Genomic DNA, 19,721 nt, shown 5'->3' with positions numbered 1-19,721 from the left:
TGTAACGTGATTTTATGGAAGCTGCTCTTTATCGTTATCTTTTTTTTCTGCTGTATCTTCTCTGATAATGTGTATATCCTGCTGCGGGAACGGAATACTGATGTTACTAGCTTTAAATACCTGATCTATATTGACAATCAGATCACTTCTGACTGGAAAACCATCATTCATATCTCTGACCCAGAAGAACAGCTTCACATCAATGGCACTATCACCAAATTCCTGGAAAATGACAGCCGGCGCGGGATATTTTACAATTCTCTCATCTGCCTGCATAATGGTGATCAGTAGTTCCTGTACTTTTTTCAGATCAGTACCATAGGCAATGCCTAGCATCAGGTTCATCTTTCGTTTGCTTCCTCCTAATGTCCAGTTGATCAGGTGTGAATTTAACAGGTCGCCATTGGGCATCACCATATCAGCTCCATCGCCGGTAGAAATAACACTGCTTCTGAAACCGATGGATTTCATGGTGCCTGACTGGTTGTCTATTTCTACCACATCACCTACGTTCACTGGTTTTTCAAAGGCGATAATGAGTCCGCTGACGAGGTTATTAACGACCGTCTGTAATCCGAAGCCGATACCCACACTCAGTGCCCCAATGACAATGGCAAGTTTATCCATAGGAATGCCTGCTGCTGCGAAGGCGAAGAACAAACCAAGACTGATGATGCTTATTCGTATCAGTAGAAGCCAGCTGCCTATTTTAGGTTTTTGTGCCTGTTGGCCGGAAGCGGGTAGGTGTCTGTCAGAAGCAAAGTAAGAGACGATCTTAGATATCATTACAGAGAGTCCCATGATGAGAATAAACAACAGGAGTGTATTAATAGAGAAGGTATAGTCTCCTACATTTCTGTCCTGTGACAGGAAGTCCTTTACAGGTCCGGATATCAATCTGAATGCGTAGAAATTCCGGCCGAAAAGGATAAACCATCCTGCAATCATAAAACAATAAAAGAGGATAGGGGCTCTGTCGCCGACACGGGAGAAGTTGATAAAGAAAAGCTTTTTATCCTGACGGGTGTATACATGTGCGGCAAGGCTGATACCCTCATTGATAATACGGACAGTCCATAGAAACATAATAGCTATGATAACATTGAAATAGCCACTGGTAAGCAGTGTTTTCGCAAAGTTATAACGGCCGCAGAGATTGGCAATGACAGATGCAAGTTCAAGTATTGCCAGCAAACCAATAAAATATACGATCCATTGTTCTCTTAAATCTTCTTTCCTGCCTTTCATAATGGCCCGCAATCCGACAACAATACCAGCCGCTGCAAGTAGCAACATCCCCCATCTTTCAATCCGGGATGCCTGTAGTAGAACATTATCGGCACAAGCCAGCAGAAACAATAGTATTAATGCCATCCATATCTGCATCCAGAAACCTTTAATAAAGCCCTTAAACATAACAGTGAGGGTCAGTGCAGGAATAATCCAGATGATTGCACTAAAGAGAAAAGGAGGGGCGGGCAGAATGAACTGGAATACATTTAGTACGATGAAGATGGCAGATAACACAGGATAGCGTAATACTAGTTGTCCGTTAAAGTCTTTGTTTAACAGATTTTTCTGCCGGTATATTCTTTTGAGAGAGACAAGGTAGATGGCAGATAGTACCATGAGCACAAATAATAGACATATATTGCCAATGGTGTTTTCTGTATAGAATAGCAGTGTAAGCGAGCTTTTGGCCTTTGAATAGCGAAGTGTTTCCCGGAATGGCTGGTAAACAGTATCATCGGACATGGATAATTCACGACTGAAAGTACTGCGATAGATCGTATGCTGATTGGACTCTATTTCCTCCTGCGTACCTGCAATTTTGTATACCTGCAAATTAACCTGTGTTTGCAGCGTCTGTACATCACTCATTGCTTTTTTTAATGTACTGTCGATGGGGCTTATTTCACGTGCAACCACAATCAGTTTTTGCAGATATTTCATCAGTGTTGCAGAGTCATCCGGGAATGCGAACATGGCTGAGTCACTGGTCAGGGAATCTAACTGAAAACGGAAAGAAGACAGCCGGTGTTGAAAGTTGTCAAGCGTCAGTTTGTTTTTAAGTGCCCTGCTTTCAAGCACTTTCAGGAGATTATAGGTAGTCGTCAGATCTCTGTATGTGATCAGTGATTGTCTGTGTGTAAGTATGCCGTCGCTGGCAACTTCGTGCCAATACTGGATGTTTAACAGGTCTTCATTGATACCTGTAGTGTCCAGTCCATTCTTCAGGTATGTTTTTGCCCGCTGCATTGTCCGCTTTACTGTTTCCAGTATCTGATCCTGTAGAATAGCCGCCTTATCGCTCTCCCGTTCAGCAATACTTTTCTTTTTAGTTTCTTCTGCGAACTTTTTCATCCGCTCTACAAAGTTTTGTGGATTGGTGTCTGCGACAGGCTCGTTTTTTATGCTGTCTGTATGTTGCGCATATAATATGGATGAGCTGTATATAAAAAGTAGTAGTAATAACAGGGGGCGTAGTACAGACATATGCAGATTATTATTTGGGCGTTGCGGATTTGTCTACCGGATACAATCATTCTCTTATTGAAAATAACCAAGTTTTATAACTTTTCACAGTCCGGTGGATGGTATTTTCTGTTATGCTCAGTCCGGTATAACCCTTTTTCAGTCAATAAATATTCAGTATCTTTTGAACATTTGGCGGGCCTTAGTGTTATAAGATGTATTGCTTATATGACGAAAAGGATAGGAGTGAACCCGGATAATTATCTTCTTTATGTAAATCTTCACCTGTTGCTATGCAAACACCCAAACTACTCAGCCATTTACTGTGCCTCTTGATAGTTATTTTATTTTCTCAGCAAACAAAGGCTCAGACAGAAAAGAAACATGATATTGTATTAAAAAATGATGGCGAAGAAATGAAAGGCGATGTAACTGCTATCAGCGATAGTACGATCACATTTAATTACGCCGGGGAGAAACTTGTCTATATAATAAAGAAGGCAGATCTTTCAAAGATCACTTTTGCCAGTGGTAGAGTACAAACCTTTAATAAACCGGCAGCAATCGTAGAAAATAGAGCGCCGGTGGCACAACCGGAGACTGCATCCAATAAAGAGGATAGAAGAAATAAAGTAGCTATTTTACCTTTTTCGTTTGTAAAAGATGGCCAACCTGCGGCTCAGGAGGTCAGTGAGGAAATTCAAAGTGAATGTTATGCGATGCTGAATAAGCATGCCGGCGTCTATGAAATTGTAAGTCCGCGTGCGATTAATGTAAAATTGAGTAAAGCAGGTATTTCGAGGGTGAACATACTAAACTATAGTATGAGTGAGCTTTGTGAAACCCTTGGTGTGGAATACATATTAGATGGTATGGTTACCCAGAACCGTACGACGCAAACAAGTTATGGTAACAGTACTTACACGAACAAGGAAAATGAGAATGATAAGTCAGGTAAAAAGAAAGGTAGCGGGACTTCCAGTACCTATGCTACAAATTTGCAGAATTATCAGACAGTCATGGATATGAAAATCTACAATGATAAAAGTGAGGTCATATACAATCAGAACAGAAAGGCCTTCTGGAATACAGAAGATGCGTATAAAAATACGATGGAGTATTTAATAAAGCGTTCTCCTATTTATAATAAATAATGTTGTCCTGCAATCACTCACCTCAAAAATGAAAAGTATGCGTAAATACTGTTGTATTGCTTTGTTACTTGTCAGCCTATTGTTGTCTTTTGATTCTTTTGCACAAGCCACCGGACAAGTGTGTTTTATACGCGCGACCGGCTACGTAGGGTCAGCAGTTAACTTCCGCGTGTTTATCGATGATAGCCTCGCCTGTAAAATGCAGAATAAGACGTACTCTATCCATACGGTAAGTGCGGGCGAACATACAGTTTCAGCCAGTAGTGGCGGATTAGGTTCTCATAAGAAATCCACCCCATTTAAAATAACTGTGGAGGAGGGGAAAACAATCTATGTAGATGTGATATGGGCTAATACGGTTTCCTGTGAGGAGATAACAAAGAACTCTGCAGAGCTGAAGTTGAAGAAACTTAAACAGAATACTAAATGCATGGCCGGCGAATGAGAGGTCGGTTATGGTTGTTGAATAGTACCCTGTTGCTGATTTTGTTGCTTTATAGCGGACTGGTTATTGCCCAGGATACCGCCTTTCGTAGAAACCCGTCTGACAGTGGATGGATTGAAAAATTCAGTGATCAGATCAACATTAAGTTAGCCCTCATCAATACAGCTGATGCATTGGTGTTACAGGCCGATAGTGTCAGGCAGGTGTTACAACCTAATCCATCGGAGTTATTCCGCCTTTATGTGAATTACAGATTTATTTCATTCTACATCAACTATGTCCCGCATTTTTTACCCGGCAATAATGATGACGATGAAAAAGGACGTACATCAGGTATCGGGTTAGGCACCAGTCTGAATTTTCGAAACTGGTTCACAGACCTGTATTTTTCACACACTAAAGGTTATTATCTGGAGAATACAAAGGATTACCGGCCCGACTGGCAACCGGGAGATCCTTATTTTCAGGTGCCTGCCATGCATGTAACCCGTTTTGAGGGGCAGACAGGGTATAATACGAACGCCAGACATTCGCTACCAGCTATCATCTCTCAGACAGAGCGGCAAATGAAAAGTGCAGGCGCGTTTATACCAAAAATATTATACAAGTATGATATCATCGATAACCGTACGCAGGGCACTTATTCTACGCAGAAATCGCAGAATGTGCAATTAATGCTGGGAGCTGGCTATCAGCATACGTTCGTTGTCAAAAGATCACTGTATGCGTTTGGTGGATTTACACCTTCATTTGGTTATATCTTTTACAAAGTAACTACGAGAATAGGCCCGGAACGTTTTACGTTTAATAATCGTGGCCCTATCTATCAATGGGATGCCAAATTTGGATTTGGGTATAATGGTCATCGTCTATTCACAGGCACTTATCTCAGTGCCTATTCCGCCAGATATGCACAGGGATTGTCTACTGTAGTGGATCAGGATGTGAGTGTATTTTTTCAATTGTTCGTTGGTGTACGACTGTCAGCTCCCAGATTTATCAGTAAGAAAATGGATAAAGTATTTCACTGATGGGAAGGATAATATTTTGTAGCATACTATTGTCTGTTATTGCTTTGCAGGGTTTCTCCCAGCTAAGAGGAGATACTGCTCGTCCGGTGAAAAAGAAATTTCTCAGAGCTGCCGGCGAACTTGTCATTACAGAATTATTGCCCTGGTCGTTCAATCGCTTTGTACGAAAAGCTGAATTTGCAAAAGTGAGTTTTAAAAGTATCGGTACCAATCTAAAACCATCCAGCTGGGAATGGGATGATAATAATTTTAAGACAAACCAGTTTGCACACCCCTATCATGGTAATTTATATTACAGTACATTTCGCACAAATGGTTATTCTTTCTGGCAGTCTGCGCCTGCGGCTTTCGCGGGTAGTTTTCTCTGGGAAATAGCAGGTGAGACGCATTTCCCCGCTCCCAATGATTTTATTAATACCAGTCTGGGAGGGATCGCATTAGGTGAGATGACTTACCGTATTGCCAATAAGATTGTAAACAACGGCGCCGTGGGAATGAAACGCCAGTTACAGGAAGTCGTAGCGTTGGTTATTAATCCGGTGAACGGATTAAATCGCATTCTTGATGGGAACTGGGGACGGGTATATGGTGATACTGATAGCACAGCATTGGCTGTTTATCTGAACATTGGTACGCGCCATTTTAATATCCGTACACTGAATGAATATACAAAGGGGAATAATGAACTGTATTTTCGGTTACGTCTGCTTTATGGCGACAGGTATAAACCTTCCAATATCCCATTTGAAAGCTTTTATGCACAGATAGAAGCAGGCGGTGGTGATTCAACCTATCTGAATACTGTTCAGGTGATCGGTGCATTGAAGACATGGACGCTGCAGGAGAGTCCTGATCAGCTGCATCTTTATTCAGTAACGATGAATTATGATTTCATCAAGAATAATGCATTTCAATATGGCGGGCAGAGTTTCACATTCAGACTATTATCAGACTGGTTTAGAAAAGGGAAAACGAAACTCTACACCGAAATAGGAAGTGGGATTGTTGTGTTAGGCGCCGTTCCGGATAAGTATCTTTATTATGGCGAAGGACGTAACTATGATTACGGTCCGGGTATTAGTCTGACGACAAGCGTATTTTTAAATGTAAATAACCGTTTTGAAACGGAGCTGAATTATAAAGGCAGTCGTTTTAAAACAGTGAATGGAAATAATTCTTCTTTTATATTGAATACATTATCGGCAGATGTAAGAGTGCGGATTGTAAAAGATTTTACACTCGCTGCGGGGATAGGTCAGTATACGTTAAACGGGTTTTATAAAGGGTTCCGGAATGTAGCAGAAATTTATCCTTTTGCCAGGTTTTCTGTAGGGTATAAGTTTGATTAATTGCTAAATTACAGTCGTGCTATAGTCTGATAATACTTATCCTCCGCTAGTCCTGCCTTGAAATCGAAGCATTGACACAGCATAAGTACTATCAGACTATAGAAAGATGTTTTCCGGAAAAAAAATAGTGTCAAATTGATCTTGTAATTATTATTTTTTCATAAACTTGCAGTATAGTTATACCCACCCAAAATCAACTCAAAATGACCTATTCAATTTTCATTCCTAATGCTATTGCCATGAATTCTCCTATGTCCACTGTTGCCCTGAGCGCATTAACTGTATCTTATTTTTCCAACCTACGACTATCCCTACTACTATATTCCCTAGCAGGCCTAAACCATTTCTCCCGTATGTTATTCCCTTCTTTCAACCTTCACAACTTATCTTATGTACGAACATATTCTGGACAAACCAATATTACTTCCCCACAAAGGCAATATTTATAAACCCGTCATCTTACGAGATATTATTTATGCAAAAGTAGATGGCGCTTATATAGTTATAAAGTACGTCAACGGTAGTACAGTTCCCTTTGAATTAAGCATGTCCAGGCTACAGGAAATGCTTCCTCCCACTCACTTCTGCCGCATCAGCAGAAATTATCTGGTCAGTATCACCCATATTGACTTTCTTGAAAAGAACAATCACACAATTACAATAAGTAAAGAGTCGCTGCCCCTGAGTGAGAATTTCAGGAAGGAGTTTTATGCCCGTTACCTGCTGCCAGTTTAACGACGGGATATTCGTAGGGCGATTTCCGGCCTTTATGAACCATTTTAACCTGTTTGTACGGTTTGTTATTTGTGGTAGGCTGAATCATCTTTAATATTGCTTTATCAATCTGATTTATAGATCACACCTGGCTGGTAGCACGCTGCAGCCAGGTGATGATAAATGATTTTATAAAATGATAGTAGTTAGCTGCTATTGTTAATGACAAACTATTGCCTTCAGTTTTGATTTTATTATTGACCTTTTAAACATTCATTATTATGAACACATTAATGTACTTCGAGCAGATTATCAATGTAGCATTGGATGAAGAATTTGAAGAAAGTAAAGAATTACGGACTGAGTTTATTGAAGCTGTTTTGTACGGTGGATCCCGGCACAGAAGAGCGATTAAAACAAACTTTATCTTTTTCACGGAAGAGTTAAAGACTGAAAGCGAAACATTGGTAGCGATCCGTAAGCACCAGGGAAAGTTAATTGCGTTAATGGATAAAGTGTTTTCATTTATTCCTGTTCAGTATCAGGAGGATACTGAATTACCGGAGGAACAAGATACGGTGTACCTCCTGAAATATCTTTATCAGAGTCTTCTGTCAGGGTTACATTACATTGAGCGGAACTTCACCCGCTATATAGATCACGACATCAGTATTCCTGCAGGTGAACGGATCGCATTGTCGAAACGGGCGCGTGAACAGCTCCCGTTGATTATGGATACTCCACGCATGCGTGGAATTGGAGATGTACTAAGGGATATCGTTACCAAACCTTTGTTACAGTTGCTATCGGATAACGAAGAAAAAGAGCTCGTTACCTTGCGGAAGAAAACCTATTTAGAAAAATTAATGAAGCAACTGCGCTCATTTACGCAGACTGGTGAGGTCCTGGCAACAGTTGTTATGGAAGCCCAGTTACACAGCTTATTACAACGGATCAATTTTAATAGTACGGCTTATATAAATTATTTGATCAGTGTGATGGATGATGAGATCAACGAACAGCGTTCTCATCGTGAGAAATGTACGAAGATCATCACACAGCAAAGAACGATCAATAAATATGTGACGGAGAAGAAGATCGCATACGACGTTTATCAGATGCCCTTAAAAGATATATTACTGGAATGGCTGAGTTGTGAGTTGGATTGCTTTGAAAGTATGATCAGGCTGGATGTGATGACCCAATCTCAGGGGCATTGTTTGAACTAATCACGCATGTTGGGGTTTCATTGTAAAACTAATGGGGCAATAGTCTTGTTGCCCCGGATTATTATTGCTCCGCCCGTTTTCTGTTTGAGTTTTAACACTCAACCAGTGTAGCGTCCTCAAACGTTTTTACGATGTTAACACTGGCATTGATAGCGCCCAGGATATATCCTCTCTGCTTTTGCAGGGCGGTATTGTTTTCGGTGGAAGTGTGCTGATAGATCTTAAAAATAGAGGAAATTTCTTTTTTCAGTACTCCTTTTACGTGTGTGTTCTGACACATAAATGCACAGTAGGCAAGTGCGATACAGGTTTTAAGGAGCGTATTCCTGAATTCTTTACGGTCTTCTTCCGTAAATAAATACTGTTGTTGCAAAGACTCACGCAGGTGTACGAGGGTCTTTAGCTGATTGGCTAGTGACAGATGCATTGGTAGGGTGTTTACATTGGATTATGGATCTAACTTGTCTAGTTGGCTGTGTTGCGATTAATGGTAAAACCTGATGATATGTGAATATACGTAGTTGGGAAGATTCTGCCAAGGGGAAATTATTATTTCCACACCCCCTTCACCATCCGCTCCTTCCCAAACAGATCCCTCTTAATCTCCACTTCCGCATATCCCATACCTTCCAACACTGCTGCTGTCTCTTTCCCAAACGCCTCATTGATCTCAAAATACAAGGCTCCGCCACTCCGCAACTTCTCTTTCCCCATTAACCCGATTTCCCGGTAAAACAGCAGTGCGTCCTCATCCGGCACAAATAAAGCCAGAGAAGGCTCGTATGATACCACCTGTTCCTGCATATCCGCGCTTTCACGCTGACAGATATACGGTGGATTACTCACAATGATATCAAACACCGGCAGATGTGCCCATGCTGTTTTATCAAGAATATCTACCAGTTCAAAAGTAACGTCCAGTTGCTGCTTTACAGCGTTATCCTTTGCCGTTTGTAAGGCGCCTTCACTTACATCTACTGCCTGTACCAGGGCCTGTGGCAGTTCCTTTTTGATGGCAAGCGGAATGGCACCGCTGCCGGTACCGATATCCAGTATCCGGGGATGGGGGAGTGATGCGGTACGGACATCCTGTACGACCCATTCCACCAGTTCTTCTGTTTCCGGACGGGGAATCAGCACATGTGGATTTACCTGTAGCTCCATACCATAGAACCAGCTGGAACCAATCACATATTGTACAGGCTCATGAGCCAGCAATGCTTTTACAGCGTCGGTCAACTGTTTGTGCTGTGCTTCTGTCAGCTCCCGTTCTTTGTACACGATCCTGTCCATTTTAGACATACCGGTCAGATACTCCATGACGATATGTGCGATATTGGCTGCTTCACGCTGGCCCTGTATGGGTTCCAGCGATGTGACGATATGTGTAAAGGCGGTCTGTATAGTCATATAAAAATGGGTCTTACAGGGAAAATCCCTGCTGAAACGATATTTTTGCACACAAATGTATAATATCAGACGCGATCATGGACAGCTCTCTTGATGAATTTTACATGCAAAGATGTCTGCAGCTGGCAAAGCTGGGGGCAGGAAATGTAGCACCCAATCCGATGGTAGGGGCTGTATTGGTGTATGAAGGCCGTATTATTGGTGAAGGTTATCACCGGCAGTATGGTTTTGCACACGCAGAAGTGAATTGTGTGCATTCTGTAAAACCGGCGGACAAACACCTGATCCCGGCGTCTACGATGTATGTAAGTCTGGAGCCCTGTGCGCACTACGGCAAAACGCCTCCCTGTGCAGAACTGATCGTATCTCAACAAATAAGCACCGTAGTGATCGGTTGTGTAGATACCTTTTCTCAGGTCGCGGGTAAAGGTATTGAGATGTTGCAGGCTGCAGGGATCACTGTAAGAACAGGGGTACTGGAAGCTGCTGCCCGCGAACTGAACAGCCGTTTTTTCACATTCCATGAACAAAAACGGCCGTATATCATACTGAAATGGGCGCAAAATGCAGATGCTTTTATGGCAGGGGCAGACGGACGACCTGTTCGTATCTCCAATCCACTGACCGACAGACTTGTACACCGCTGGCGTAGTGAGGAAATGGGCATACTGGTAGGGACAAATACCGCTGTTGCGGATAATCCCCGCCTGAATAACCGTCTGTGGACAGGAAAAGACCCTGTCAGAATTGTGATAGACCGAACGTTAAAAACACCGCGTGATTATCATCTCTGGCATGGACCAGCCACCTTGTTCATCACCGGTGAACAAGCAGGAAAGCAGGATACAGCAGAAATGGTAACAGCAGATTTTACGCAGCCTTTGCTGCCGCAGCTGATGAAGATCCTGCATGGCAGACGTATCCTGAGCGCACTGGTAGAAGGAGGCGCGCATGTATTAAGGGAAATGATAGCAGCAGGATTGTGGGATGAAGCCCGTGTCATCATTGGGAATAATCCATCGGCTCAGGGCGTGAAAGCGCCTGTATTGCCATATGCGTTGCTGAAGGAAATACAAACACTGGAAAGTGACCAGATACTGTTTTACCGGAATAGAAAGGAGGAAAAGACGGCATGATGTATTTACTGCGTCCTATATACCTGTTGATCGTATTTTGTTGCTGTATGCTCACTGCCAGTGCCCAGAAAGATAAATGGGTGGGTACCTGGTCAATGGATTATAAACCCTGGCCAACTACCGGAGGGATTAAAATGCAATTGCAGATTGGCAATCCTGTCTATAATACCTTATATCCTGCACAGCTGAAGGTGATCTACCCACCGTTTTCAGGCACTTATGAAATCTTACTGGCAAAGAAGAATGACAGGCAACTGGGGATTGGCCGTAATAAATATCCTGTTGCCGAAGCACCTTTCCGGCTGGGTGCCTGGATGCTCTATCTCAATGGTACATTGAGCTATGAGGCAAAGAGTACGCCGGAGCTTTCAGTACAGCGTATGTGGATCAACTCGCAGGACTTATACATGCAGGGATTGTATGATGATGATGAGATATATGCATACATGAAAGACCTGCTGAGGGAACTGCTTTCCCGGAAAGAAATCGCACTGAAGAAAATAAATAATACGCCCTGGCAACATAAGGATATTCAACGTATACTTCATCCTGAAGGTGATTCTATCTACTTTGGGATCTATGATAAAGTAGATATTTACGATAGCATTGTACCGCTTTCTATCAGAGATGAAGATGCGATCGATAAAGATACCGTGACGCTATTGCATAACGGAAAAGTATTACTGGATAAAGCCTACATCAATGAAACCGGTAAGGTGTTTCAGTTGCCCCTGGATACCGGTATCAACATCGTTACTTTATTTGCAGATAACTATGGCCGCCTCCCGCCAAATACGGGCGCATTCCGGGTGAAAAGTTCTACCGGCGGATACATTTACGATTTCACAGATCGTCCCAACCGCTACGCTACTTTCCTGGTAGCACAACTGAACCGTGTGCCACGTAAGCCTGTTATAGATAGTGCAGCGCAAAAGGTTAATCTTAATAAGCTAAGCGCTGATGTCAAACAGGGCACATCAAACACTGTCAGTGTGAATACGACAGGCAACCGGCCTTCCATCATAAACGGGAAAGTTGTATCGACACAAGAGACTACAACAGGTACTGCTACCGGACAACAATCAGCTGTAACCGGCATCGATGATAACCAGTCAGGTGGCAGTACCGCTGAAATAACAGCCACGCAGCATGGTGATATCTCTACCCTGAAAGGCAGGCATTCCGGTCCTCCGGGATGGGATACGGTTAAACCGGTATTGCTGAAACATATTGATGATAAACGTATCACCGAACGCAGGAACAGTTTGCTGGAAAAGACATTTGAAGTCGATGAAGCAGAGATCATGCTGGAACTGTGGGATGATGCGGCAGAAGATGGAGACAGCATTTCTATCCGTCTCAACGGACAGGAAGTAGTGACAGGATTTCCGGTGAAAAAGAAGCGTCAGCAACTGAAGGTAACCCTGCAGGAAGGAGAGAACCGCCTGATCATGGTGGCGGACAATCTGGGCAGCATTCCTCCCAATACAGCAGTGTTGCGTATTGTGGCCGGCACTTTACGTAGATTTGTAAGCATTAAGACGAATATGAAGCAGAACAATATGCTGCTGATCGTATATGAGCCGAAGCCAGTTTCTACCGGCAGATCCGGGAAAGGGAAACCCCGAAAAAAATAACGCATGGAAGTTTACTATACAATAGAAAAGTCTGCAATGGCAGAATTCAAGGACAGGGGCAGTAAATTCCTGGCCTATGCCTGGCCTGTGAAAACAGTGGAACAGGTGAAGGAATGCCTGCAGGAGATCAAGAAAGAACACCCGAAGGCAACGCATCACTGCTTTGCTTACAGACTGGGCACTGACGGATTGCAGTTCCGTGCCAATGATGATGGAGAGCCTTCTGGTACGGCTGGTAAACCCATCCTGGGACAGATAGACAGCAAACAGCTGACAGATGTACTGGTAGTGGTAGTACGTTATTTCGGAGGAACATTGCTGGGCGCGCCAGGGTTGATCAATGCCTATAAAGTATCCACCTCAATGGTGCTGCAACTCGTACCGGCAGTGCAGAAGAATGTGGAAGCAAAATACCATCTCAGTTTTGATTATACGATCCTGAATGAAATTATGACAGTTGTGAAACAGCAGAACTGTACAGTTTATTCACAGGAACTACAACTGTTTTGCGCAATGGATATCGGCGTGCCGAAAGCAGTACAGGAGCTGACCCTGTTAAAACTGAATGATATAAGAGGACTGGAGATCAAAGCAATTAAGTAGGAATTGAAGAACATCCGTATAAATTAAGCGGCGTCCACCATATAGTGGACGCCGCTTAATTTATACGATATGCGTAGCTTGTTACAGCTACATGTTGATGGCTAGTTTCTGTTAGAGAACCGGCTGCTGACTACCAGGTCTTTACTGCCTTTCTCATATTTGTAAAACCCTTCACCACTTTTAACGCCCAGATAGCCTGCTGTTACCATATTCACTAACAGCGGACAGGGAGCATATTTCGGATTACCGAAGCCGTCATGTAATACGCGCATGATGGACAGACAGACGTCCAGTCCGATGAAATCAGCTAATTGTAATGGCCCCATGGGATGCGCCATACCCAGTTTCATCACGGTATCAATTTCAGCCACACCAGCCACACCTTCGTACAATGAATAGATCGATTCATTGATCATTGGCATGAGGATGCGATTGGCGATAAAGCCGGGATAGTCATTTACAACGCAGGGTATTTTGCCTAATTTTTCAGACAATGTAACGATGGCGTCAGTCACCTCCTTGCTGGTCGCATAACCATTGATGATCTCTACCAACTTCATGACAGGTACCGGGTTCATGAAATGCATGCCAATGACCTTTTCGGGTTTTTTGGTCACAGCTGCGATACTGGTGATAGAAATAGAGGAGGTGTTGGTGGCCAGGATGGCATCAGGAGCTGTGTGCTGGTCCAGTTCACGGAAGATCTTCAGCTTTAGTTCCGTATTTTCTGTAGCTGCTTCTACAACCAGTTCAGCGGACTTTACACCGTTCGGAATATCGGTGAATGTAGCGATATTCTGTAGGGTCTGCTGTCTGATCTCTTCTGTGATAGTGCCTTTGCTCAGTTGGCGCTCCAGGTTTTTGTCAATAGTTTGCAGCGCTTTTTCCAGCGCGGGGGCAGAAACATCAATGAGGTTCACTTTAAAACCGTTCTGTGCAAATACGTGCGCGATACCATTTCCCATGGTACCTGCGCCGATGACAGCAATTTGTTGCATGGTGTATTGATTTAAAGAGATGGTACTCAGGCCATCCGGCTAGTAGCCATAATCGGTACCGCCGTAGCTGTAGTTGTTATTGTTCTGTTTTTTGAAGTCACCCCTTTTCCAGGCCTGGATAAACTGTGCCCATGCCATCGGGTTGAGGATATTCTGTGGAGGCACCTGACCGGCGTAGTACAGTGATTGTGCCTGTTTGTTCAGGAACATATTGGTTGCTTCACGTGCGTCCGGTGGTGTATAACGGGAAAGTGCGCGCATACGGGCATTCTCGGTGTTCTTACGGGCCAGTTCATATTCGTCATCCGGAATGTCGGTGCTTACAAATGCCTTATCAAACTCTTCTCTGGTAGGGTAGGGTCTGATAATGGTTACCGGCAGATATGTGGTATCATCCACCAGCAGTTGTATCATGGAAAAATTGTTTCCCGGGAGGTTCATCGGGATCTTATAGTCTTTCTTTTTAAAACCTACGGCACTGAATGTCAGGGTATCTCCTTTAAAGGCAACGATTGAAAACACACCCTGGCTGTTGGAAATAGTACCACGGCGTTGTCCTTTTACCAGTACACTTACTGCTGGTACTGCCCGGAGGCTGTCCGCTGTCATGGTAATACCGGAAATCTGGATAATGCTGTCTTTAAATTGAGATAGCTGGGCCTTCACCAGGAAAGGGAGAAACAGGAAGGACAACAGTATGTAGGTACATTTCTTATTCATGCCGCCTCTAAGATAAATTATTTGTTTTAAAACGTTGGCCATAGGATTGTGTTCCAGTCAATATAGAGGATGAATGGAAACGAGATTGACAAAAACTATGACAGCGGGGACAAATTAACTCTCAATTGGGTTAACTTTGCATCCTGGAATTAAAATTAACAACTATTTATGATCACTACGGAGCAGATATTGAAGGCTTTGAGCAATGTGGAAGAGCCTGATCTGGGGAAGGACCTGGTAACACTGAATATGGTGAAAGACATTGAGATTGATGGTAATAAGGTGAAATTTACCGTTGTCCTCACTACCCCTGCCTGCCCGCTGAAAGATCTGATCAGGAATGCTTGTGTGAATGCAATTCACCACCTTGTAAGTAAGGATGCGGAAGTTCAAGTAAATATGACAGCCAATGTAAACTCCAACAGGAAAGATGCGAGGAGTGTATTACCTAACGTGAAAAATATCATCGTTGTAGCTTCCGGTAAAGGAGGTGTAGGTAAATCCACTGTAGCAGCTAACCTGGCCCTGGCACTCTCCGAAGGCGGTGCTAAGGTTGGACTGATGGATGCAGATATTTATGGTCCGTCCGTGCCCATCATGTTCGGTATTCGCGGAGAACGCCCGATGATGGAAACTGTAGAAGGAAAAGGCATGATCGTCCCGATAGAGAAACATGGCATTAAGCTGATGTCAATCGGGTCTCTGATAGATGAGAAGCAGGCAGTTGTATGGCGTGGCCCTATGGTCAGCAGCGCATTGAAACAGTTCCTCACAGATGTGAACTGGGGCGAACTGGATTACCTGGTAATTGACACCCCTCCAGGTACGGGCGATGTACACCTGACACTGGTACAGACCGTACCGGTTACCGGCGTAGTAATGGTGACCACTCCGCAGGATGTGGCTCTGGCTGACGCTAAAAAAGGTATCGCAATGTTCGGTGGCGGTCAGATCAACGTACCCATCCTTGGTCTGATTGAAAATATGGCCTATTTCACACCGGCCGAGCTGCCTAATAATAAATATTACATATTTGGTCAGGAAGGTGGTAAACGTCTGGCAGAACAGCTGGAAATACCATTCCTGGGTCAGATACCACTGGTGCAGAGCATCCGTGAAGGTGGTGATGATGGTGTACCGGCAATGGTGGGTGGAGATAATCCGACTAAACTGTCATTTATGGGTACTGCCAGCATCGTAGCGCGTAACATTGCTATGAGAAATGCAAATGTACCGCCTACCAAGATCGTTGAGGTCTTTGTATAATAAATCAATGTTCTTCTGAATAAAAAAGCCATCCGCCGAAAGGCGTGATGGCTTTTTTCGTTTTTATAGCGCATCTGATACCACTACATGATAAATGGCTTACCACCCACCATCACTTCCTGCGTTTTTTCGTCGAAAGTTGCTTTCAGACCAGTACGGTAAGCCGCATTGGCCATGATCAGCGCGATAGAGTGAGAATAAGCGGCCTCGATAGGTGCGTTGGCTGGCTTGCGGTCGCGTACACACTGCATCCAGTTACGTACGTGTGCATTTGTCAGCGGATCACCACCCATATTGGCGGAGGTTGCTATTTTGGTTTCGTTGGTCGCCAGTGTCATTTCCGGCAGCAGATTGGCATGCAGGCCCATTTCCTGTGCTTCTCTTTCTGTTAAACCACCCGCAGGCGTGATCTTGTTCTTATCAATATCAATAGTACCACCATTGGAATAGTACATTTCCTTGGTACCTCCGGAAGAGTTCGAGAAACGGGAACTGTAGGATACCTGGAAACCGCTGGTTGGATCGTTCTGCGGACCATAATCAAATACTGCGGTAATGGTATCTGCATTCACGCGACCGTCTTTCCACATATAAATACCACCGTTTGCTACTGCTGAACGTGGGTGTTGCAGACCCGTAAACCAGTGTACCGTATCGATCTGGTGTGTCATCCACTGACCGAAAATACCAGAAGAATAAGGCCAGAACAGACGATATTCCAGGTATTTACGCGGATCCCAGTTGTCTTTCGGACGGCCAGCCAGGAAACGTGTCCAGTCAGTATCTTCCTGACGGATCTCTTTTACCAGTGCTGGTCTGCGCCAGCGGCCCGGCTGATTCACGTTCCAGGTCATTTCCACCATGGTAATAGGGCCGAATTTGCCTTCTTTGATGAAGTTATTAGCCGCATGGTAACTGTCACCGCTACGACGCTGTGTACCTACCTGGAAGATCTTACCGGAGTCTTTTACCGCTTTCAGGGCTTTGCGGGCATCGTCCATGGTTTCTGCAAATGGTTTTTCGCAGTATACATCCATTTTATTGCCCACCGCCTCTATTGTATGATAGGCGTGCTGGAAATCGGCAGTGGCAACCATTACCGCATCCAGGTCCTTCATTTTATATAATTCGTCGTTATTGACACATGCCTTGATCTCATGACCTGCTTTCTGTTGCAGGAAAGCCTTTCCTTCCTCACGTCTGCGGCTCCAGATATCAGACACCGCGATCATGTCAAAATTCAGTTCTTTATGGTTGGAAAAGAAGCAGGGCAGTAACGTTTGTCTTGCACGGTCAGAAAAGCCTACCAATCCGACATTGACCCTGTCATTGGCGCCCATGATACGGGCATAGCTGCTGGCAGGCAGACCCATGGCACTGAGTGTTATACCTGCGGAGGTAAGCAGGGAATCTTTCAGGAATTCACGACGTGATTTCATTCTATATGAGATTTAAAGTGTTTATTGTTTTTTGTAAGCGTTGCGGATCTGCTGTTGCATGTATTCCAGCGTAGGACGGGTCTGTGCAGCCATATCGTCCCAGCGGCATTCCAGAGAGATCCGGCCGGTATAGCCGATATTGCCCAGTGCCGCGATATATGGCGCTACATCATCACCGGTGGAGCCGGGAGCTGTACGTTTTTCCCTTTCGGCAATGTGGCAATGCACCAGGTTCTTACGTGCCTTTTTTAACATTTCAGGCGATTCATGCTCCTTGAGCATATGATAGATATCGGCAGTCAGTTTGAAGTTAGGATGGCCTACCGCCATTACGACAGCATTGGCTTCCTCCAGGGTGGTTACGAAATTCGTCTCAGTGGTGTTCAGGTTCTCTATAGCGATCACGATCCCATATTTCCCTGCTACGACCGCCATTTTGCGGCAAAGATCGACGAACTGCATAGTGGCGGAATCTTTATTATATCCGTCCGGCAGTTTACGCGCATTGCCGCTTCCCAGTACGATCAGTTCAATACCAGCCCGTTTGGCCCTTGCCATCACCGTTTCTACATAGTCCAGTACCTTTTTCTCATCCACATCAGCACCCGTCAGGCGGATTTCAGCGGGAAAGAAGCTATTACAGGTCTGTACCTGGCACTGCATCTTCCGCAGCTGGGCCAGTTGTACATTAAAGGTGTCATCTGAGATGGCAGGGGAAAAGAGCTTTTGTACGCCTTCCTCTATATAGGCGTAACCAGCAGCATGTAACAAACTGTCATTTGCACGGGAAGTACAAACACCAACCTTGGGTAATCCGGTTTGTGCATTCGATTGCAAAGCGTGCAGGAATATCGCAAAAAATAGCAGCCAGGAATAGTTTTTCATAATTACTTTTTCATGAACGGGAGGCTAAAAGTTAGGAACAATATTTTATAAATCCAAAAGGTCACTATAGGATACTGCCGTTGCCCGGTATGTATCTCGCTGAAAAAGAAGCGGTTTGCAATAATAAAACAACAGCAGCGGTATTTAGGGTACATGACCGGGAAACCCTCCCCGTCGTCTTTCCGATAGTTTTCCTATATTTATATTAGTCCGGGAACGCTGCACTGTATTTCATATTTTATTAATATTTTCATTTCAAACGGCATTGCTTAAGTTTTACTTAACTTTGCGCCCCAAATCAATCTTTTATGAACAGACAGGAACTGGTGAATCTGATTAAAGAGAAGCAATCTTATCTCTGTGTGGGATTAGATACTGATCTTCAAAAGATCCCCCGACATCTACTTTCCCATCCAGACCCCGTATTTGCTTTCAACAAGGCTATTATCGATGCGACAAAGGATCTTTGCGTGTCCTATAAGATCAATACTGCCTTCTATGAGTGTATGGGTATCCGTGGCTGGGAAAGCCTGCAACGTACGGTGGAATATATCCCTTCCGGGCTGTTTACCATTGCAGATGCAAAACGTGGAGATATTGGCAATACCTCTACGCAATACGCCAAAACATTCTTTGAGACATATAACTTCGATGCAGTGACCGTAGCGCCTTATATGGGCCGCGACAGCGTACTGCCTTTCCTGGCTTTCAATGAGAAATGGACCATTATGCTGGGCCTTACCTCCAACGAAGGCAGCGAGGACTTCCAGTTACAACAGGCAGGCGATGAGTTCCTGTACGAAAAGGTGATGAAAGCCGGCATGAACTGGGGTACACCTGATAACCTGATGTTTGTGGTGGGTGCGACGCAGTCCGCTCAGCTGGGATACATCCGTAAGCTGGTACCTGATAACTTCTTCCTGGTACCCGGCGTGGGAGCACAGGGTGGTAGTCTCCAGGAAATCTCCGCACAGGCAATGAATAAAGATTGCGGATTACTGGTAAATGCCAGCCGTTCCATCATTTATGCCGGTAACGGCGAAGATTTCGCCCAGGATGCCCGTAATGCCGCACAGCAGTTACAGCAGGAAATGGCCGAATACCTTAGTGTAAAACAGACCTTAGTTCCGTAATTCAGTCCGCTAACAGCGGCTGAAATATAGCAGTCCATAGTCAGCATTCATCTCCTTTCCCGGAATGTTCGCAGACTATGGACTTTTTTTGTCAGTG

The 19,721-nt window shown here is 44.2% G+C and carries 18 protein-coding genes; 11 read left to right on the top strand and 7 right to left on the bottom strand.

Translation table 11 applies throughout. The features are described 5' to 3' along the window. Nucleotides 1-12: 12 nt before the first annotated feature. Nucleotides 13-2,364, bottom strand: a complete 2,352-nt coding sequence (locus tag BMZ72_RS11335) for a mechanosensitive ion channel family protein (RefSeq protein ID WP_255373182.1) — start codon at nucleotides 2,362-2,364, stop codon at nucleotides 13-15. Nucleotides 2,365-2,807: 443 nt separating this feature from the next. On the opposite strand from BMZ72_RS11335, the gene BMZ72_RS11330 reads away from it, so the two are divergent. From BMZ72_RS11330 to BMZ72_RS11305, 6 genes are all read left to right on the top strand, one after another. Next, the gene (locus BMZ72_RS11330; RefSeq protein ID WP_089808296.1) at nucleotides 2,808-3,629 is read left to right on the top strand and encodes a hypothetical protein; all 822 of its coding nucleotides are present in this window, start codon (nucleotides 2,808-2,810) and stop codon (nucleotides 3,627-3,629) included. 37 nt (nucleotides 3,630-3,666) lie between these two features. Then, nucleotides 3,667-4,074 carry a DUF2846 domain-containing protein gene (locus BMZ72_RS11325; protein ID WP_177222759.1) on the top strand — a complete coding sequence of 136 codons (408 nt, stop codon included), beginning with the start codon at nucleotides 3,667-3,669 and terminating at the stop codon, nucleotides 4,072-4,074. Beyond that, the gene (locus BMZ72_RS11320; protein WP_177222758.1) at nucleotides 4,071-5,105 is read left to right on the top strand and encodes a DUF4421 family protein; all 1,035 of its coding nucleotides are present in this window, start codon (nucleotides 4,071-4,073) and stop codon (nucleotides 5,103-5,105) included. Before BMZ72_RS11325 ends, BMZ72_RS11320 begins: the two co-directional genes overlap by 4 nt. Beyond that, nucleotides 5,105-6,454: a DUF3943 domain-containing protein gene (locus BMZ72_RS11315; protein ID WP_089808290.1), complete on the top strand. Its 1,350-nt coding sequence runs from the start codon at nucleotides 5,105-5,107 to the stop codon at nucleotides 6,452-6,454. The genes BMZ72_RS11320 and BMZ72_RS11315 overlap by 1 nt, the downstream gene beginning before the upstream one ends. A 390-nt stretch (nucleotides 6,455-6,844) precedes the next feature. Next, nucleotides 6,845-7,189 (top strand): LytR/AlgR family response regulator transcription factor, encoded by a 345-nt coding sequence (locus BMZ72_RS11310; RefSeq protein ID WP_089808288.1) that lies wholly within the window; start codon nucleotides 6,845-6,847, stop codon nucleotides 7,187-7,189. 260 nt (nucleotides 7,190-7,449) lie between these two features. Beyond that, nucleotides 7,450-8,397, top strand: coding sequence for a hypothetical protein (locus BMZ72_RS11305; protein ID WP_143087668.1), 948 nt, complete (start codon nucleotides 7,450-7,452; stop codon nucleotides 8,395-8,397). Nucleotides 8,398-8,488: 91 nt separating this feature from the next. Here BMZ72_RS11305 and BMZ72_RS11300 read toward each other — a convergent pair whose 3' ends face one another. Next, complete coding sequence (locus BMZ72_RS11300; RefSeq protein ID WP_089808284.1) at nucleotides 8,489-8,824, bottom strand: hypothetical protein; 336 nt, start codon at nucleotides 8,822-8,824, stop codon at nucleotides 8,489-8,491. 122 nt (nucleotides 8,825-8,946) lie between these two features. Then, nucleotides 8,947-9,807 carry a peptide chain release factor N(5)-glutamine methyltransferase gene (prmC, locus tag BMZ72_RS11295; RefSeq protein WP_089808282.1) on the bottom strand — a complete coding sequence of 287 codons (861 nt, stop codon included), beginning with the start codon at nucleotides 9,805-9,807 and terminating at the stop codon, nucleotides 8,947-8,949. 77 nt (nucleotides 9,808-9,884) lie between these two features. On the opposite strand from prmC, the gene ribD reads away from it, so the two are divergent. The 3 genes from ribD to BMZ72_RS11280 are packed head-to-tail and all read left to right on the top strand — an operon-like array spanning nucleotide 9,885 to nucleotide 13,183. Beyond that, nucleotides 9,885-10,943: a bifunctional diaminohydroxyphosphoribosylaminopyrimidine deaminase/5-amino-6-(5-phosphoribosylamino)uracil reductase RibD gene (ribD, locus tag BMZ72_RS11290; RefSeq protein ID WP_089808279.1), complete on the top strand. Its 1,059-nt coding sequence runs from the start codon at nucleotides 9,885-9,887 to the stop codon at nucleotides 10,941-10,943. After that, nucleotides 10,940-12,580: a hypothetical protein gene (locus BMZ72_RS11285; RefSeq protein WP_143087667.1), complete on the top strand. Its 1,641-nt coding sequence runs from the start codon at nucleotides 10,940-10,942 to the stop codon at nucleotides 12,578-12,580. Before ribD ends, BMZ72_RS11285 begins: the two co-directional genes overlap by 4 nt. Before the next feature lie 3 nt (nucleotides 12,581-12,583). Continuing rightward, the gene (locus BMZ72_RS11280; protein ID WP_089808274.1) at nucleotides 12,584-13,183 is read left to right on the top strand and encodes an IMPACT family protein; all 600 of its coding nucleotides are present in this window, start codon (nucleotides 12,584-12,586) and stop codon (nucleotides 13,181-13,183) included. A 101-nt stretch (nucleotides 13,184-13,284) separates the two neighbouring features. Here the strand turns inward: BMZ72_RS11280 and BMZ72_RS11275 are convergent, their stop codons facing one another. Beyond that, the gene (locus tag BMZ72_RS11275) at nucleotides 13,285-14,181 is read right to left on the bottom strand and encodes a 3-hydroxyacyl-CoA dehydrogenase family protein (RefSeq protein WP_089808273.1); all 897 of its coding nucleotides are present in this window, start codon (nucleotides 14,179-14,181) and stop codon (nucleotides 13,285-13,287) included. A gap of 39 nt (nucleotides 14,182-14,220) precedes the next feature. Beyond that, entirely contained in the window at nucleotides 14,221-14,901 is a 681-nt protein-coding gene (locus BMZ72_RS11270) for a carboxypeptidase-like regulatory domain-containing protein (RefSeq protein WP_255373181.1), read from the bottom strand. Between the two features lie 168 nt (nucleotides 14,902-15,069). Between BMZ72_RS11270 and BMZ72_RS11265 the strand changes: the two genes are divergently transcribed. Beyond that, nucleotides 15,070-16,167, top strand: a complete 1,098-nt coding sequence (locus tag BMZ72_RS11265) for an Mrp/NBP35 family ATP-binding protein (RefSeq protein ID WP_089808268.1) — start codon at nucleotides 15,070-15,072, stop codon at nucleotides 16,165-16,167. A gap of 83 nt (nucleotides 16,168-16,250) precedes the next feature. On the opposite strand, the gene BMZ72_RS11260 is transcribed toward BMZ72_RS11265, so the two are convergent. Then, entirely contained in the window at nucleotides 16,251-17,606 is a 1,356-nt protein-coding gene (locus tag BMZ72_RS11260; protein WP_089808266.1) for a Gfo/Idh/MocA family protein, read from the bottom strand. A 21-nt stretch (nucleotides 17,607-17,627) separates the two neighbouring features. After that, on the bottom strand, nucleotides 17,628-18,491 hold the full coding sequence (locus BMZ72_RS11255) for a sugar phosphate isomerase/epimerase family protein (protein WP_089808264.1): 864 nt from the start codon (nucleotides 18,489-18,491) through the stop codon (nucleotides 17,628-17,630). A gap of 308 nt (nucleotides 18,492-18,799) precedes the next feature. On the opposite strand from BMZ72_RS11255, the gene pyrF reads away from it, so the two are divergent. Continuing rightward, nucleotides 18,800-19,624 carry an orotidine-5'-phosphate decarboxylase gene (gene pyrF, locus BMZ72_RS11250; RefSeq protein ID WP_089808262.1) on the top strand — a complete coding sequence of 275 codons (825 nt, stop codon included), beginning with the start codon at nucleotides 18,800-18,802 and terminating at the stop codon, nucleotides 19,622-19,624. Nucleotides 19,625-19,721: the final 97 nt, after the last annotated feature.

This window comes from Chitinophaga sp. YR627 (genome assembly GCF_900114995.1).
Taxonomy (GTDB): domain Bacteria; phylum Bacteroidota; class Bacteroidia; order Chitinophagales; family Chitinophagaceae; genus Chitinophaga.
This window is presented reverse-complemented; position numbering and strand designations above follow the sequence as displayed.

What these genes read in the sequence shown, in the direction of transcription:
- BMZ72_RS11335 (WP_255373182.1), bottom strand. Translation starts at nt 2,364, where the DNA reads ATGAAAAAGTTCGCAGAAGAAACTAAAAAGAAAAGTATTGCTGAACGG.
- BMZ72_RS11325 (WP_177222759.1), top strand. Translation starts at nt 3,667, where the DNA reads ATGCGTAAATACTGTTGTATTGCTTTGTTACTTGTCAGCCTATTGTTG.
- BMZ72_RS11320 (WP_177222758.1), top strand. Translation starts at nt 4,071, where the DNA reads ATGAGAGGTCGGTTATGGTTGTTGAATAGTACCCTGTTGCTGATTTTG.
- BMZ72_RS11315 (WP_089808290.1), top strand. Translation starts at nt 5,105, where the DNA reads ATGGGAAGGATAATATTTTGTAGCATACTATTGTCTGTTATTGCTTTG.
- BMZ72_RS11310 (WP_089808288.1), top strand. Translation starts at nt 6,845, where the DNA reads ATGTACGAACATATTCTGGACAAACCAATATTACTTCCCCACAAAGGC.
- BMZ72_RS11305 (WP_143087668.1), top strand. Translation starts at nt 7,450, where the DNA reads ATGAACACATTAATGTACTTCGAGCAGATTATCAATGTAGCATTGGAT.
- BMZ72_RS11300 (WP_089808284.1), bottom strand. Translation starts at nt 8,824, where the DNA reads ATGCATCTGTCACTAGCCAATCAGCTAAAGACCCTCGTACACCTGCGT.
- prmC (WP_089808282.1), bottom strand. Translation starts at nt 9,807, where the DNA reads ATGACTATACAGACCGCCTTTACACATATCGTCACATCGCTGGAACCC.
- ribD (WP_089808279.1), top strand. Translation starts at nt 9,885, where the DNA reads ATGGACAGCTCTCTTGATGAATTTTACATGCAAAGATGTCTGCAGCTG.
- BMZ72_RS11285 (WP_143087667.1), top strand. Translation starts at nt 10,940, where the DNA reads ATGATGTATTTACTGCGTCCTATATACCTGTTGATCGTATTTTGTTGC.
- BMZ72_RS11280 (WP_089808274.1), top strand. Translation starts at nt 12,584, where the DNA reads ATGGAAGTTTACTATACAATAGAAAAGTCTGCAATGGCAGAATTCAAG.
- BMZ72_RS11275 (WP_089808273.1), bottom strand. Translation starts at nt 14,181, where the DNA reads ATGCAACAAATTGCTGTCATCGGCGCAGGTACCATGGGAAATGGTATC.
- BMZ72_RS11270 (WP_255373181.1), bottom strand. Translation starts at nt 14,901, where the DNA reads ATGAATAAGAAATGTACCTACATACTGTTGTCCTTCCTGTTTCTCCCT.
- BMZ72_RS11265 (WP_089808268.1), top strand. Translation starts at nt 15,070, where the DNA reads ATGATCACTACGGAGCAGATATTGAAGGCTTTGAGCAATGTGGAAGAG.
- BMZ72_RS11260 (WP_089808266.1), bottom strand. Translation starts at nt 17,606, where the DNA reads ATGAAATCACGTCGTGAATTCCTGAAAGATTCCCTGCTTACCTCCGCA.
- BMZ72_RS11255 (WP_089808264.1), bottom strand. Translation starts at nt 18,491, where the DNA reads ATGAAAAACTATTCCTGGCTGCTATTTTTTGCGATATTCCTGCACGCT.
- pyrF (WP_089808262.1), top strand. Translation starts at nt 18,800, where the DNA reads ATGAACAGACAGGAACTGGTGAATCTGATTAAAGAGAAGCAATCTTAT.